This is a genomic window from Stenotrophomonas sp. SY1 (genome assembly GCF_021202945.1).
Lineage (GTDB): Bacteria > Pseudomonadota > Gammaproteobacteria > Xanthomonadales > Xanthomonadaceae > Stenotrophomonas.
This window is the reverse complement of sequence record NZ_JAJOYR010000001.1, coordinates 1,115,863-1,131,388: the sequence shown is the minus strand read 5'-3', so window position 1 is coordinate 1,131,388 and position 15,526 is coordinate 1,115,863. Positions and strand designations below refer to the sequence as shown.

The window sequence follows — 15,526 nt, the reverse complement described above, 5'->3', positions numbered from 1 at the left end:
AGGCAACCTGAACACTCCCTCCCCCCACATTGCATCCGGCCCTGACCGGCCCCATCATCGGAACAGGGTCGCTTCCGGCCCTCGAGACCTGCACAATAGTGCCCGGGCGACGCCGACAAGGCGTCGCCTTTTGCTTGTTTTTTCAACAGATAAGGAACATCCAATGACGACCAGCCAAAGCGGTCTTCCCCCCTCAATCATCGTTTCCACCCGCGACATGGCCCGCCTTGAAGCCCTGCTCGACTCCCCGGCCCTGAGCCGGCACCCGGCCGCCGTCGCCCTGTCCCAGGAGCTGGAACGTGCGCAGGTGCTGCCGCCGGAAGAAATCCCCGCTGGCATCGTCACCATGCATTCGCGCGTGGACTGCGAAGACGAGCTGCACAACGAAAAGCATTCCCTGACCCTGGTCTATCCGCACGAAGCGGATTTCGACAAGGGCCGCGTGTCCGTGCTGGCACCGGTCGGTAGCGCCCTGCTGGGCCTGTCGGTCGGCCAGACCATCGACTGGACCGCACCCGGTGGCCGTCAGCTGCGCCTGCGCGTGACCGCCGTCCATTACCAGCCCGAAGCCGCTGGCGACCTCCACCGCTGAGCGCACCGCGCCGGCACCGCTGCACAGGACCATGCAATGACCCAGGCCCCCTCCAAGCTCGCCCAGCTGCGCGAACTGTCCGTCGTCGTCGCCGACACCGGTGACTACGACGCCATCAAGCGCCTGCGCCCGGTGGACTGCACCACCAACCCCACGCTGGTGAAGAAGGCGCTCGACCTGCCGGTGTACGCCGGCCTGATCGAGCGCGAGCTGCAGTGGGGCCGTACCCAATCCGGTGACGTGCAGGACGTCGCCAACGCCGTGGTTGATCGCCTGACCGTTGGCGTCGGCGCGATGCTGGCCGAGCTGGTGCCCGGCCGCGTGTCCACCGAGGTGGACGCCGACCAGGCGCACAACACCGCAGCGACGATTGCCAAGGCGCGCGAGTTCATCGCCATGTACGAAGCGGCCGGCGTGCCGCGCAGCAAGGTGCTGATCAAGATCGCCGCCACCTGGGCCGGCGTGGAAGCGGCCCGCGTGCTGCAGGCCGAGGGCATCGACTGCAACCTGACGCTGATCTTCAACCCGACCCAGGCGCTGGCCTGCTCGGAAGCCGGCGCGTTCCTGATCTCGCCGTTCGTCGGACGGATCCTGGACTGGTACGTGGCCAACGGCCAGACCCCGGCCAGCATCGACGAAGACCCGGGCGTGCAGTTCGTGCGCGGCGTGTACGCCGAGTTCAAGCGCCGTGGTTCACCGACCGTGGTGATGGGCGCCTCGTTCCGCTCGACCGCGCAGATCGAAGCGCTGGCCGGCTGCGATCGTCTGACCATCTCGCCGGACCTGCTGGAAAAGCTGGACGCCGATTTCGGCGAACTGCCGCGCAAGCTGGTGGCCGGTGCGGCCGAAGCGGTGAATGTCGCGGCGATTGATGAAGCGAAGTTCGACGCGGACCTGGCCGCCGATCCGATGGCCACTGAAAAGCTGGCGACCGGCATCGATGCGTTTGCCAAGGATCTGCAGACGCTGCGTCAACGCATTGCCGATGAATTGGGCAAGTAAGCGACCGCAAGGATTCGGAACACCCCCCTTCTCCCACCGGGAGAAGGTGCCTCGAAGGGGCGGATGAGGGTAGGCACGCAGCCGCGTGCCAATCAATCTCAGCGGGCTTCGCCCGAACCCTCTCCCCACCCCCTCTCCCGGAGGGAGAGGGGCTCAAAGCAGAAGCCTGACGACCTCCCTTCTCCCGCCTGCGGGGTGAGGGCTTGTTGCTTACGAGCCACTGGCTCGTACAAGACCGAACGCCCAGCGCGCTGCGCTGGGCAGGGGCGCGGAGCGAGGTGCCCGTAGGGCGGATGGGGGCGCTTTTGACGTTCGCTCGTTAGAAGCTTGCCGTCACCCCTTTTCCGCACGCGGGAGAAGGGCTTTGAAGCAAAGCTAGAAAATCCCCAACTCCAGCCCTGCCGCGAGCAATGCGCCCAGTTCGCGCGCACGCTCCAACTCCGCTTCGGGCAGCTGCTTCACCGCCGCAATCGCCTCTGCTGTCTGCGCATGCGTGCACACCAATATCGGCTCGGCCACCTCTTGCATGCGCAAACCCGTGGCAATCCGCTGCAACTGCGCAATCGTCGGATGTCCGTCCGAACCGGCGCACACCATCAACGCATAAGGCTTGCCTTCGCAGCGCCCCAACAGCGGGTAATAGCTTCGGTCGAAAAAATCCTTCATCGCGCCGCTGATCGATGCCAACGTCTCGGGCGTAGCAAACACCACCGCATCTGCGGCGAGCACATCGTCTGCCCCGGCCTCGGCCGCATGCAGCAGATCGATCTGCAAGCCGTTGCCGCCGGCCTCACGCGCCGCATCCACCAGTGCCTGCGCCATCGAGCGCGTCGCACCGGTAAAGCTGTGCCACACCACCAGCAAGCGGCGTGGCGTGGCAGCAGTCACTTCAGACATCCAGCCCGATCGGGCAGCTCACGCCGGTGCCGCCAATGCCGCAGTAACCGTTCGGATTCTTGGCCAGGTACTGCTGGTGGTAATCCTCGGCGTAATAGAACGTCGGTGCAGGAAAGGCGATTTCCGTAGTGATGTCGCCATAACCGGCCGCGCGCAGTTGCTGCTGGTAAGCATCGCGGCTGGCCAACGCCGCGTCGTACTGCGCCTGCGTATGGCAGTAGATCGCAGAGCGGTACTGCGTGCCGGTGTCGTTGCCCTGGCGCATGCCCTGCGTGGGATCGTGGTTCTCCCAGAAAGTGCGCAGCACCGTGTCCAGCGTCACCTGCGCCGGGTCGAACACCACCCGCACCACTTCGGTGTGACCGGTGAGCCCGGAGCACACTTCCTCATAGGTCGGATTCGGGGTGACCCCGCCCTGGTAACCCACCGCCGTGGTGACCACGCCCGGCAACTGCCAGAACTTGCGTTCGGCGCCCCAGAAGCAGCCCAGCCCCACGTCCAGTACCTGCAGCCCGGTGAAGTCGGCCTGCAATGGCTGGCCGTTGACGAAATGCACGTTGTGCAGCGGCAGCGGCGCATCACGCCCCGGCAGCGCTTCTTCCGGGCGCGGCAGCCGCTGCTTGAACGCACCGATACCCAACAGCCCCTGGCCGATTCCCAACATGTCCGCTCTCCTCACGCAGGCAACAGGCCCGGCGCTTCATCGTCATCTGAAATGGGGTCGACCGGCCCTGCGTCCAAGTCCAGGCCAGCGACGACGTCATCGGCCAACGGCTTGGCGCTGTCCGGCACACACACCCGCAGCAGCCCGAACAACGGCAGCTCGCCACCCGCCCCCAGCAGGGATTCACCGAATACGAAGGCCGGGATGCCCGCGTCCTCCAGCGCATGCTTGACCAGATGTGCGTCGAACAGGTTGTTTGTCTGGTAGACCAGCTGCATCGCTTTCTCCTCGGTTCATTCAGGCAGGGCTACGCAGCGCGTCGGTGGCGGCCACGTGCTCGGTTTCAGCCGCGCCGGCCGCACGCCATTCACGCAGCGCCGGCAACTCCAGCAGCGCTTGCAGGTAGGTAGCTGCCTCGCCCTCAACGGCCACGCCGTAGCCGTCAAAGCGCACCGCAACCGGCGCGAACATGGCGTCAACGATGCCGAAATCGCCAAAGAGAAACTGGCCTGCGCCGCCTTCGGCCCGGCGCAGCTCGCTCCACAGCGCCTGGATGCGGTCGATGTCGCGTTGCGCGGCGGCGTCCCAGCGGTAGCCATCCGGCTGGCGGCGGCTGTTCATCGGCAGCTGGGTGCGCAGGGCGACGAAGCCCGAATGCATCTCCGCCGCCGCCACGCGGGCCAGCGCGCGCTGCCGCAGGTCGGCCGGCCAGCCCCGCCCGCCGAGCCAGCGCTCGTTGGCGTATTCGCAGATGGCCAGCGAATCCCACAGCTGCAGCGCACCGTCCTGCAATGCCGGCACCTTGCCCGCTGGCGAGTAACGACGGACTTCGGTGGCGAATTCCGGGGTATCCAGCGCCAGCCGAACCTCCTCGAAAGCCACGCCAAAATGCCGCAGCAGCAGCCACGGCCGCAGCGACCAGGAGGAATAGTTCTTGTTGCCGATCACCAGGACAGGGCGGTTCATGGGCGCGGGCGGATTGGGCGGGACGCCCAGCATAGGCCCATCGGCGGCAGGCCGGGCCCAGCTCGGCTAAACTTGCCGATCATTTCAAAACGCTGCGCCCCCAATGTCCGAGAACACGCCTGCCGCCGACGCCACCCCGGAAACCACCCCGGAGAAGCGCGATTTCATCCGCCAGATCGTCCGTGAGGACCTGGCCAGCGGCAAGCACACGGCCATCAAGACCCGCTTCCCGCCCGAGCCCAACGGCTACCTGCATATCGGCCATGCCAAGTCGATCTGCCTGAACTTCGGCATCGCCGGGGAGTTCAGCGGCGTGTGCAACCTGCGTTTCGACGACACCAACCCGGCCAAGGAAGACCCGGAGTACGTGACCGCGATCCAGGACGACGTGCGCTGGCTGGGCTTCGAGTGGAACGAGCTGCGCCACGCATCTGACTACTTCGACGCCTATTACCTGGCGGCGCAGAAGCTGATCCGTGACGGCAAGGCCTACGTCTGTGACCTGTCGGCCGAGGAAGTGCGCGCCTACCGCGGCACCCTGACCGAGCCGGGCCGCCCGTCGCCGTACCGCGACCGCAGCGTCGAGGAGAACCTGGATCTGTTCACCCGCATGCGCGCCGGCGAGTTCCCGGATGGCGCGCGCACGGTGCGCGCCAAGATCGACATGGCCAGCGGCAACATCAACCTGCGCGACCCGGCGATCTACCGCATCAAGCACGTCGAGCACCAGAACACCGGCAACGCGTGGCCGATCTACCCGATGTACGACTTCGCCCATGCGCTGGGCGATTCGATCGAGGGCATCACCCACTCGCTGTGCACGCTGGAGTTTGAAGACCACCGCCCGCTGTACGACTGGTGCGTGGACAACGTCGACTACGCACACAGCCCGGAACTGACCCAGCCACTGGTCGACAAGGGCCTGCCGCGTGAAGCGGCCAAGCCGCGTCAGATCGAGTTCTCGCGCTTGAACATCAACTACACGGTGATGAGCAAGCGCAAGCTGATGGCGCTGGTCACCGAACAGCTGGTCGACGGCTGGGACGATCCGCGCATGCCGACCCTGCAGGGCCTGCGTCGCCGTGGCTATACCCCGGCGGCGATGCGCCTGTTCGCCGAACGCGTTGGCATTTCCAAGCAGAATTCGCTGATCGATTTCAGCGTGCTGGAAGGCGCGCTGCGTGAGGACCTGGACAGCGCCGCCGCGCGCCGCATGGCGGTGATCGATCCGATCAAGCTGGTGCTCACCAACCTGCCCGAAGGCCACGAGGAAACCCTGACCTTCAGCAACCATCCGAAGGACGAAAGCTTCGGCACCCGCGACGTGCCGTTCGCACGCGAGCTGTGGATCGAACGCGAAGATTTCGCCGAAGTCCCGCCGAAGGGCTGGAAGCGCCTGGTACCGGGCGGTGAAGTGCGCCTGCGTGGCGCCGGTATTGCCCGCGTCGATGAAGTGGTCAAGAACGATGCCGGTGAGATCGTCGAGCTGCGTGGCTGGCTGGACCCGGAATCGCGTCCGGGCATGGAAGGCGCCAACCGCAAGGTCAAGGGCACCATCCATTGGGTCAGTGCCCAGCATGCGGTGGAAGCCGAAGTGCGCCTGTACGACCGCCTGTTCTCGGTGGAAAACCCGGACGACGAATCCGAAGGCAAGACCTACCGCGATTACCTGAACCCGGAATCGCGCAAGGTCGTCACCGGCTATGTCGAACCGGCCGCTGCCATCGCCGCGCCGGAGCGGTCGTTCCAGTTCGAGCGTACCGGTTACTTCGTGGCCGACCGCCGCGACCACAGCGCTGCCAAGCCGGTGTTCAACCGCAGCGTGACGCTGCGCGACACCTGGGCGGGTTGATACGCCGCTGATGCACAAAAACGCCGGGCAATGCCCGGCGTTTTGCTTTCTGTCCAACGTCAGCGCCGAGCCATGCTCGGCGGTGACGTTGCCGGTGTTGCCCCAGCGCAGCGTGGTTGCGCTCTACCTGCTAACGCGCAGGTTCAACGCTGCTGCGCCACGCATCGATGAACTGGCGGCGCTTGAGCGCATCCAGATAGACCAGCAAACCCGGACCAAGCAGGATCGGCCGGCGATTGCGACCGGGCGTGCTTTCGCGCCCGGCACTGCCGATGATCGGCATCAGCCGCGCCTCGCGCGACAACACCTGCTGACCGCGCGGTGACAACAGGTAATCCAGGAATCGACGGGCTTCGCTCTGGTTGCGGCTGCTGCGTGGGATCACCGCCGTGCGCAGCACCACCAGCGTGTAGTCCTCCGGCTCGACAATGCCCAGCGGTGCGCCGGCATCGATGCGCGCCTGCGCATACGAACCCAGCACGTTGTAAGCAAGCGACAACTCACCGCTGCTGACCTTGTCCAGCAGCACGCCGGTGCGCTCCTCCCGCAGCACGCCGTTGTCCCCCAACGCAGCCAGCAAGGCACCGGCAATGCTGCCGCGATGCGCGTCCTGTGTTGCCAGCAGATAACCCACGCTGCTGCGCTCGATGTCGTAGGTGCCCACCTTGCCGCGTAAGGGCGCACCTTCGGCGCGCAGCAACTCCAGCAGTTGCCGGCGCGTATGCGGCACCTTGCCCGCGGGCAGCGTGCGGGTGTTGTAGACGATGGTCACCGGCTCGTAGCTGATCCCGTAGGCTTCATGGCGCCACTGCGCCCAGCTCGGCACGGCATCGGTCATGGCCGACTGGTGCGGCAATGCATAGCCATCGTTGACCAGTTTGGTCTGCAGGTCCATGCCACTGGAAATCAGCAGGTCCGGCGACGCCGGTCCGTTACGGTCACGCAGGAAACGCGCATGCAGGTCCTGGGTGATGATGTCCTCGTACACTACCTCGGTGCCCGGATTAAGCCGCTGGTAGTCGGCCACCACCATCGCGAACACTTCGATGTCGGTCGTGCCGTGGATGCGCAGCTGCGCATTGGGCGTTGCCGTCCGGGCAGGGAAACGCTGCACATCTCCCGGCGCCGCTGCGGCTGGTGCGGCCAGCAACCACAGCATCGTCCACAACAACAGGCGCTTCATGCCGTGCTCCGGGGCAGACGAATGGTGGCGATCAAGCCACCCTGCGGGCGGTTGCTCAGGTCGATGCGTCCACCATGGCTGTCGATCACCCGCTTGACGATGGCCAGCCCGAGGCCGGCGCCACCAGCCGGTGCATGTTCACCACGCCCGAAACGCTCGAACACCCGCTCGGCGTCGGCTGCCGCGATGCCCGGGCCGTGGTCGGCAATGGTCAACACCGCATCGCCGGCATCCACGGTCAAGGCGATCTGCAAGGCGCCGTCGCCGCCGTACTTGAGCGCGTTGTCGACCAGGTTCTTGATCGCTTCACGCAACAGCAACGCGTCGCCGTTGACCAGCACCACGTCACGGCTCATCGCCAGCTGCACGCGCGGTGCCGGTGCGGCCAAAGGCAAGGCTTCGTGCAGCGCCTGGTGCACGGTTTCGGCCAGGTCCAGCGGCGCGAAGTGATGCAGGTTGGAGCGATGGATGACGCTGGCGTCGCTGAGCAGCTGGTTGAGCAGCCGGCTCATGTGGGTGGCATTGCGTTCGATGGCCTGGAGGCTGCGCTGCATGTCCTGCGGATCATCCTCATCCAGCGCCAGCTGCGCCTGCGCGCGCAGCGCCGCCAATGGCGTGCGCATCTGGTGCGCGGCTTCGGCCATGAAAGCGCGCAGGGTTTCGTTGCTGCTGGACAGGCGTTCCATGAACCGGTTCAACGCCGCCACCATCTGGTCCATCTCGCGTGGCACGCGGGCATCCAGTGGCCTCAGGTCCGACGGTTCACGCCGCGACAACTCGCGCTCCACCCGCACCAGCGGCCGAAACGCGCGATGCACGCCGAAGACAACCAGTGCCAGGGCCAACCCGGACAACACGCCGATGGCCAGCAGCGCGCGGTTGACCATTTCCTGTGCCAAGGCCTCGCGTGCACGGCGGGTCTGGCCGACCTGCACCTGCACTTCACCCTGCGCCGATGCGGCGGCAAAGCTGCGCGTGACCACCACGAATCGCACCGTTTCGCCGCTGTACGTCGCATCGAACAGATACGGCCGGATGCCGGGCGCCTGGGGTGATTCAGGCAGGTCCTCATAGCCAGTGATTAGCTGTCCACGGCTGTCGGCGATGCGATAGAACACGCGGTCCTCCTCGGCCATCGACAACAGGTCCAGCGCGGCATACGGCAGGTCCACCTGCCACTGGCCATCGACCAGCGCCACCGAATCGGCAATGGACAATGCCGAGGACACCAGCAGGTGGTCATAGGAACGATTGGCCGCACGCTGCCCGTACTCGCGCGCGGCGAACAGCAGCACCACCGCGAACACCGCCAGCAGGCCGCCCAGATACAGCAGCAACGTGCGCCGCAATGAACCCGGCGCGGGCGCCTCAGTCGTCGCCATCGCCGCCGCCCTCATGGGGCTCCAGCAGATACCCGACGCCACGCACGGTGGTGATGCGAAGCGGCGCTGCGGCCAGCTTGCGACGCAGGCGGCCGACATACAGCTCGATCGCATTCGGGCCGGCTTCATCGTCAAAACCGAACAGGCCGTTGCCGATCTCGTCCTTGCTCACCACCTGGCCCAGCCGGCCGACCAGGATTTCCAGCAACCGGAACTCGCGGTTGGGCAGTTCGATCGGCTCACCATCGAGGCTGACCCGATGCGCGGCGTTGTCGAACTGGAAGCCACCCAGTTGGACCACATCGCTGGCATGGCCACGTCCGCGACGCAGCAGCACGCGGCAGCGAGCCTCGAATTCGCGGAAGTCGAACGGCTTGCCCAGGTAGTCGTCAGCGCCCACGTCCAGCGCCTGCACCCGGTCTTCGATGCCGTCGCGCGCGGTCAGCATCAGCACCGGTGTGCGATCGCCACGTTCGCGCATGCCAGCCAATACGCGCAGCCCATCCAAGCGCGGCAGGCCGATGTCCAGCACCACCAGATCGAAGCTCTGGTAGCGCAGCACGCTGGCGGCCGACAGGCCATCTGACTGCCAGTCAACGGCGTGCCCACTGCGGCGCATGCGACGGATGATCGCATCGGCAAGATCCGGGTTGTCTTCGACCAGCAACAGGCGCATCGGCGGGGGAACGGCACGGCAAGAGCGCGAATGCTAACGCGGACGGCTGTGCGCGCGCAGCGTCGGGAACTGCGTTCGCTGCACCGCACAAACCGCTGACAGGCGCATGACAGCTTGCCCACTCCAGACTCGCCCCCCAACGCACCAGCCGGTGCCCACGTCTGCCGCGCCCCACGCGCACCAGGGAGGGTCTGTGAAGAACACGATTGATTGCTGGCGCGGTGGCGTCGTTCTGGTTCTGGCCTCACTGGCCATGCCCGCAATGGCCGCCGATGACAACGATCCGCTGACGGCCACGCTCGGCGGCCGCCTGCACCTGGATTTCGCCACGTTCGACAACGACCACCGCGGCACGCCCAGCAAGGACGACACCGAAGTGCGTCGCGCCTGGCTGGACGTATCGGGCAGGTTCTACGTGGTCGATTACAAGCTGGAAGCCGATTTTTCCGGCGACCGGGTCGAAGCCAAGGACGTCTACGTGAGCCGCCGCTTTGGTGACGCCGGCAAGCTGACGGTAGGCCAGTTCAAGCAGTACTACTCGCTTGATGACCGCACCAGTTCCAACTACGGCCCGTTGCTGGAGCGCGGCAACGCGGCCACCACGCTGGCGCCGCTGTACCGGCTGGGTGCCTCGTGGCAGGCCAATCCTGGCGATTTCAGCTGGGCGGCCAGCGTCTACAGCCTGGAGAGCATCGATGCGTGGCAGGTGAAGGGACGTGCGGCCGGCGGTCGCGTCACCTGGGCACCGTCACCGCTGGACGGCGACGTGCTGCACCTTGGCCTGTCACTGGCCCGCGAAGCCTATGACAACCCCGGCGCCAACGGCGTGCCGGCGCTGCGCATCCGGCCGCGTCCGGCCGGGCATCTGTCCGATGAAAGCCGGCTGACGCTGATCAATTTCGCCGACGGCCGCGACACCGACGTCAACAAATGGTCGCTGGAATACGCACAGGTGCGTGGCCCGCTGTCATGGCAGGGCGAGTTCAGTGGCGCCACCTTCAACGATGGCATGCAGCGCGGTGACGTGATGGCCGGCTACGGCCTGGTCAGCTGGTTCGTGACCGGTGAGTCGCGCGCCTACGACCGCAAGACCGGGCGCTTCGCCCGCGTCAAGGACATCCGCCACAAGGCCGGTGCCTTCGAACTGGCGCTGCGCTACGACCAGATGCGCGGCGCGCAGCATCTCGATGGCCTGCCCGACCTGCGTCGCGGCAGCACCGAGGCCTGGACCGTGGGCGGCAACTGGTACCTGCGCGACAACCTGCGTTTCATGCTCAACCTGATCGAAAGCCGCAACCGCGACCGCCTGGCCGACACCACCGTGGACCACACCCGCGCGGTCACCGGCCGCCTGCAATTCGATTTCTGACCCCTCCCCCACGTACTGACCCGAAAGGAGTCCGCAGATGATGCTGACCATCCTCGGCTTCGGCATGGTGCTCACGTTCATGTATCTCATCATGAGCAAGCGCCTGTCGCCGCTGGTAGCCCTGATCACCGTGCCCATCGTGTTCGCCCTGATCGGCGGCTTTGGCAACGGCCTGGATGACATGATGCTCGATGGCATCAAGAAGATCGCGCCGACCGGCGTGATGCTGATGTTCGCCATCCTCTACTTCGGCGTGATGATCGATGCCGGCCTGTTCGACCCGCTGGTGCGGATCATCCTGCGCCTGGTCAAGGGTGATCCGCTGAAGATCGTGATGGGCACCGCCGCACTGGCAATGCTGATCTCGCTCGACGGTGATGGCTCCACCACCTACATGATCACCGTCTCGGCGATGCTGCCGCTGTACCAGCGGCTGGGCATGAACGCGTTGAACATGACCTGCGTGACCATCCTCGCCGGTGGCGTGATGAACCTCACCCCATGGGGCGGGCCCACCGCACGCGCAGCCACCGCATTGCACGTGGACCCGGCCGATGTGTTCGTGCCGATGATCCCGGCGATGCTGCTGGCCTGCGTCGGCATCATGGTGCTGGCCTGGTACCTGGGCATGAAGGAGCGTCGCCGGCTTGGCGTGATCACCATGCCGCACGACCGCAACTGGCTCGATGCCACGGTTTCCGACGATGCCAATGCCCTGCCGACGGTTGAAGACGCCGAGGACACCAAGCGCCCGAAACTACTGTGGGTGAACTTCGGCCTGACCCTGGCATTGATGGTTGCGCTGGTGATCGGCGTGCTGCCGATGCCGGTGTTGTTCATGGTCGGCTTCGCCATCGCGCTGGTGATCAACTACCCGAACCTGGCCGAGCAGCGCCGCCGCGTGGTCAACCACGCCGGCAACGTGTTGTCGGTGGTATCGCTGATCTTCGCCGCCGGCATCTTCACCGGCATCCTGTCCAACACCGGCATGGTCGAGGCGATGTCGCGCGGCTTCCTGGCGGTGATTCCGGAAACCTGGGGGCCGTATCTGGCGGTGATCACCGCACTGGCGTCGATGCCGTTCACCTTCTTCATGTCCAACGACGCCTTCTACTTCGGCGTGCTGCCGATCCTGTCCGAAGCGGCAGGTCACTACGGCATCACTCCGGTGGAAATGGCACGCGCCTCGCTGGCCGGCCAGCCGGTGCATCTGCTCAGCCCATTGGTGCCTTCGACCTATCTGCTGGTCGGGCTTGCCAAGGTGGACTTCGCCGACCACCAGCGTTTCACCCTGAAGTGGGCGGTGCTGATCTGCCTGTTGTTGATGATCGGCAGCCTGCTGTGTGCCCTGTACCCGCTGGCCGCGTGAGCGGCCCCGCATTGAACTGGAGCCTCGCATGACTCTTCGCATCGCATATGTCACCAGCGGCATGGGCAGTGTCGGCACTGCCATCTGCCAGAGCCTGGCGCGCAGCGGCCACACCGTGGTCGCCGGCTGCGCGCCAAACTCCCCGCGCAAGGCCAACTGGCTGCGCGAACAGCGCGAACTGGGATTCGACTTCATCGCCTCCGAAGGCAACGCCACCGACTGGGCATCCACCAGCGCCGCCTTTGCCCAGGTGCGCGCCGAAGTGGGTGAGGTCGATGTACTGGTCAACAACGCAGGTGGCAGCCGCGATGTGCTGTTCCGGCAGATGACCGTCGACGACTGGAACGCGGTGATCAGCTCCAACGTCAACGCGATGTTCAACATCACCAAGCAGGTGGTCGATGGCATGACCCAGCGTGGCTGGGGCCGCATCATCAACATCGGCTCGGTGAGTGCGCACAAGGGCCAGATCGGTCAGGTCAACTACGCCACCGCCAAGGCGGCGATGCATGGCTTCAGCCGCGCTCTGGCAGCCGAAGTCGCCGCGCGCGGCGTCACCGTCAACACGCTCTCGCCGGGCTACATCGCCAGCCAGGCGATCAGCAGTTTCCCACCGGATGTACTGGACCGCCTGGCAGCATCGGTGCCAGTGCGTCGCCTGGGCCGCCCGGAAGAAGTGGCCGCACTGTGTACCTGGCTGGCGTCGGACGATGCGGCCTACGTCACCGGTGCCGACTACGCCGTCAACGGCGGCCTGTACATGAGTTGAGCTATTGCTTTGCCCTCCCCCGGCATGCCGCGATGCAGTTCATCGCGGCTTTTTTTTGCCTGTTCATCGCCAGCGGAAGTGGCAGCGTGCAGGCATCACACACCACCGTAAACAACCTTTCATGTTGGCTTCGCATAGTGGCTGCGCGCTTGTTTCAGCGCGTTTTCCAAATGCCACGGACCGACATGCAGACCCGACTTCTGACCATCGCAGTACTCACCGCCCTCACCAGCGCACCGCTCTACGCCGCAACGCCCGCGCAAGCAGAGGCCAGCATCCAGACGACGGCGGCACTGGCCGCACCAAGCGCGCAGACGCTGGATACGATCTCGGTGATCGGCCAGGGCGAAACCCGCCAGGTGCAGCGCATTGGCGAAGTCGACAAGCAGGTGCTGCCGCCAGGCACCAGCGGCCAGAAGCTCCTCGACCGTCTGCCTGGCGTATCGGTGCAATCCAATGATGCATTCGGTGCAAACGAGGAATCCCAGACCATCAGCCTGCGCGGCTTCGACAAGACCCGGCTGGGTTACACGCTCGACGGCATCCCGCTGGGCGACAACAGCTACGGCAACTACAACGGGCTGAGCATTTCGCGCGCGATCATCGCCGAGAACCTGGCCGGTGCCGAGTTGTCGCAGGGCATCGGCTCGTTGGGCGTGGCCTCCACCAGCAACCTCGGTGGCACCATCCAGTACTTCTCCAGTGATCCGGCCTCCGTGTTTGGTGGCCGCGCCGGCATCACCGTCGGCGATGACAGCCAGCGTCGTGGCTACCTGCGTGTGGATACCGGCGAGCACAATGGCTTTGCCGCCTATGTTTCCGGCGTCTACCAGGATGCGGACATGTGGGCCGCGCCGCACCAGAACCAGACCACACGCCAGTTCAACGCCAAGGCGGTGTGGAACGTGGGCGACAACCGCTTCGGCGCCTTCGCTGCCACCTCGCGCACCAGCCAGGCCAACTACGCGTATCTGTCCAAAAGCATGCTCGAGCGCGGCCTGGGCTGGGACTGGAACATCTACGCGCCGGACTGGGACCGCGCCGTCGCGGCGGCCTATTGTGCGCCGGCCACCTTCAACGCCGACCGTTGCGCCTTCAGTGGCGGCGTCAATAGCATCGACGATGCGTACTACCAGAGCCGCGCCTTGCGTGATGACAACCTGTACTCGCTGGATGCGGACCTGCGCGTTGGCGAACAGGGCCGTCTGAAGCTGCTGGCCTACCATCATGAGAACCGCGGCCAGGGCCACTGGTGGGCGCCGGGCCAGCCCTCTTATCCGGGCACTGATCAAATGCTGCCGATCTCCATCCGCAGCACCAACTACACGATCAACCGCCAGGGCCTGACCGCCGCGTTGTCGTGGACGCTGGGCATCCACGAGCTGGAAGCTGGCCTGTGGTGGGAACAGAACGACCACAATGTCGAGCGCAACTTCTACTACATCAGCGGTCCGTTCCTGGACGACACCTACCTCAACCATCCTGATCGTCGCCTGTTCGACCAGGATTTCGACATCCGCACGCGCCAGTTCTACGTGCAGGACCGCATGCGTTTCATCGATGACCGCCTGACCGTGGACCTGGGCATCAAGAGCCCGAACACGCGCATGCGCGCCAACGCCAAGCCCGGCACCGAGACAAAACTCGCCTCCGGCACGCTGACCGCCAAGGAATCGCTGCTGCCGCAGGCCGGCGTCGGCTTCAAGCTCACCCCGAACAACGAGGTGTTTGCGTCGTATTCGGAAAACATCGCCGCCTTCGTCGGTGGCGGCAGCGGTGGCCCATTGCAGGTCACGCCGGAATCATTCGCGGCCAGCGCCGGCCTGGAGCCGGAAAAATCCAAGACCTTCGAAGCCGGCTTCCGTACCTTCGGCCAGAAGTACCAGGCATCCATCGCCGCCTACGACGTCACCTTCGACAACCGCCTGCTGTCACTCAACCCCTGCTCAAGCATCGAGGTGGGCACGCGGCCGGAATGCGTCACCCGCTTCATCAATGTCGGCTCGGTGAAGAGCCGCGGCGCCGAGCTCACGTTCATCCTCAAGCCGACGGACGGCTTGCAGTGGTACAACGCGCTGTCCTGGAACAAATCCACCTACGAGGATGACTACATCTCCGGCGGTGCGGTGGTGCCGGTGGCCGGCAAGATCACCGTGGACACGCCGCAGCGCATGGCCTCCAGCGAACTGAGCTGGAACCGCGACGGTTGGTTTGCCAGCCTGCGCGGCAAGTACACCGGCAAGCGTTATTACACCTACACCAACGACCAGTCGGTGCCGGGCGTGACCACCTTCGATGCCGGTTTCGGCTACACCTTCGGCCCCGGCCTGGGCCTGCAGGACCTGAAGGTGTCGATGAACGTGACCAACCTGACCAACAAGCGCTACGCCGGCCAGCTCAGTTCATTCGCCCCGACCGACCCGACCGGCACCCGCTACGCCATTCACGCCAGCGCGCCACGGCAGGTGTTCATGACCGTCAGCGCAGGGTTCTGACCGCTGGTGCCTCTCCCCACCGGCCGGAGAGCTGGGGTTGAGGAGAGGGGCCGTTCGGTCTGAGTCTCCTGCAAACAGCGCCCCCTCCCCAGCCCTCCCCTTGGCTGCGCCAAAGGGAGGGAGCCAAAAGCGACTTGGCTGCCATCTGATCGAACACATGAACCGCTCCCTCCCTTTGGCACAGCCAAGGGGAGGGCTGGGGAGGGGTCGCTTTCAGCCCTTTTCCACCCGCATTCGATTCCCGAACAGATGAACGGCCCGTATGGGCCAAGTGAGCCCCCACCCTCACTCCGATACACTGGCCGCCGTT

Annotated in this window: 14 protein-coding genes; 7 read left to right on the top strand and 7 right to left on the bottom strand. The window is 65.5% G+C overall.

What is annotated here, in order from left to right; all coding sequences use genetic code 11:
* Positions 1–163: 163 nt before the first annotated feature.
* Both rnk and LR961_RS04550 read left to right on the top strand, forming a co-directional pair.
* Positions 164–592 carry a nucleoside diphosphate kinase regulator gene (gene rnk, locus LR961_RS04555; protein ID WP_232147255.1) on the top strand — a complete coding sequence of 143 codons (429 nt, stop codon included), beginning with the start codon at positions 164–166 and terminating at the stop codon, positions 590–592.
* A 36-nt stretch (positions 593–628) separates the two neighbouring features.
* The gene (locus LR961_RS04550; RefSeq protein WP_232147254.1) at positions 629–1,594 is read left to right on the top strand and encodes a transaldolase; all 966 of its coding nucleotides are present in this window, start codon (positions 629–631) and stop codon (positions 1,592–1,594) included.
* A 375-nt stretch (positions 1,595–1,969) separates the two neighbouring features.
* Here the strand turns inward: LR961_RS04550 and LR961_RS04545 are convergent, their stop codons facing one another.
* The 4 genes from LR961_RS04545 to LR961_RS04530 are packed head-to-tail and all read right to left on the bottom strand — an operon-like array spanning position 1,970 to position 4,121.
* On the bottom strand, positions 1,970–2,491 hold the full coding sequence (locus tag LR961_RS04545; protein WP_332311015.1) for an NAD(P)H-dependent oxidoreductase: 522 nt from the start codon (positions 2,489–2,491) through the stop codon (positions 1,970–1,972).
* Positions 2,484–3,134, bottom strand: a complete 651-nt coding sequence (msrA, locus tag LR961_RS04540; protein WP_232149195.1) for a peptide-methionine (S)-S-oxide reductase MsrA — start codon at positions 3,132–3,134, stop codon at positions 2,484–2,486. The genes LR961_RS04545 and msrA overlap by 8 nt, the downstream gene beginning before the upstream one ends.
* A gap of 32 nt (positions 3,135–3,166) precedes the next feature.
* Positions 3,167–3,433, bottom strand: a complete 267-nt coding sequence (locus LR961_RS04535; protein ID WP_232147252.1) for a DUF2007 domain-containing protein — start codon at positions 3,431–3,433, stop codon at positions 3,167–3,169.
* Positions 3,434–3,452: 19 nt separating this feature from the next.
* The gene (locus LR961_RS04530) at positions 3,453–4,121 is read right to left on the bottom strand and encodes a glutathione S-transferase family protein (RefSeq protein WP_232147251.1); all 669 of its coding nucleotides are present in this window, start codon (positions 4,119–4,121) and stop codon (positions 3,453–3,455) included.
* Positions 4,122–4,224: 103 nt separating this feature from the next.
* Between LR961_RS04530 and LR961_RS04525 the strand changes: the two genes are divergently transcribed.
* Positions 4,225–5,973 carry a glutamine--tRNA ligase/YqeY domain fusion protein gene (locus LR961_RS04525; protein ID WP_232147250.1) on the top strand — a complete coding sequence of 583 codons (1,749 nt, stop codon included), beginning with the start codon at positions 4,225–4,227 and terminating at the stop codon, positions 5,971–5,973.
* Positions 5,974–6,103: 130 nt separating this feature from the next.
* Here the strand turns inward: LR961_RS04525 and LR961_RS04520 are convergent, their stop codons facing one another.
* From LR961_RS04520 to LR961_RS04510, 3 genes are read right to left on the bottom strand one after another with little or no spacing between them, the layout of a single operon-like run.
* Positions 6,104–7,156 carry an ABC transporter substrate-binding protein gene (locus LR961_RS04520; protein WP_232147249.1) on the bottom strand — a complete coding sequence of 351 codons (1,053 nt, stop codon included), beginning with the start codon at positions 7,154–7,156 and terminating at the stop codon, positions 6,104–6,106.
* Positions 7,153–8,538, bottom strand: a complete 1,386-nt coding sequence (locus tag LR961_RS04515; protein WP_232147248.1) for a sensor histidine kinase — start codon at positions 8,536–8,538, stop codon at positions 7,153–7,155. Before LR961_RS04515 ends, LR961_RS04520 begins: the two co-directional genes overlap by 4 nt.
* On the bottom strand, positions 8,525–9,214 hold the full coding sequence (locus LR961_RS04510) for a response regulator transcription factor (RefSeq protein ID WP_232147247.1): 690 nt from the start codon (positions 9,212–9,214) through the stop codon (positions 8,525–8,527). Before LR961_RS04510 ends, LR961_RS04515 begins: the two co-directional genes overlap by 14 nt.
* Before the next feature lie 253 nt (positions 9,215–9,467).
* On the opposite strand from LR961_RS04510, the gene LR961_RS04505 reads away from it, so the two are divergent.
* From LR961_RS04505 to LR961_RS04490, 4 genes are all read left to right on the top strand, one after another.
* Positions 9,468–10,583: a porin gene (locus tag LR961_RS04505; RefSeq protein WP_232149194.1), complete on the top strand. Its 1,116-nt coding sequence runs from the start codon at positions 9,468–9,470 to the stop codon at positions 10,581–10,583.
* Positions 10,584–10,623: 40 nt separating this feature from the next.
* Positions 10,624–11,952: a CitMHS family transporter gene (locus LR961_RS04500; protein ID WP_232149193.1), complete on the top strand. Its 1,329-nt coding sequence runs from the start codon at positions 10,624–10,626 to the stop codon at positions 11,950–11,952.
* Positions 11,953–11,980: 28 nt separating this feature from the next.
* A complete protein-coding gene (gene phbB, locus LR961_RS04495) occupies positions 11,981–12,721 on the top strand; it encodes an acetoacetyl-CoA reductase (protein WP_232147246.1) in 741 nt (246 codons plus the stop codon).
* 185 nt (positions 12,722–12,906) lie between these two features.
* Entirely contained in the window at positions 12,907–15,216 is a 2,310-nt protein-coding gene (locus LR961_RS04490) for a TonB-dependent receptor (protein WP_232147245.1), read from the top strand.
* The last annotated feature ends 310 nt before the right edge of the window (positions 15,217–15,526 follow it).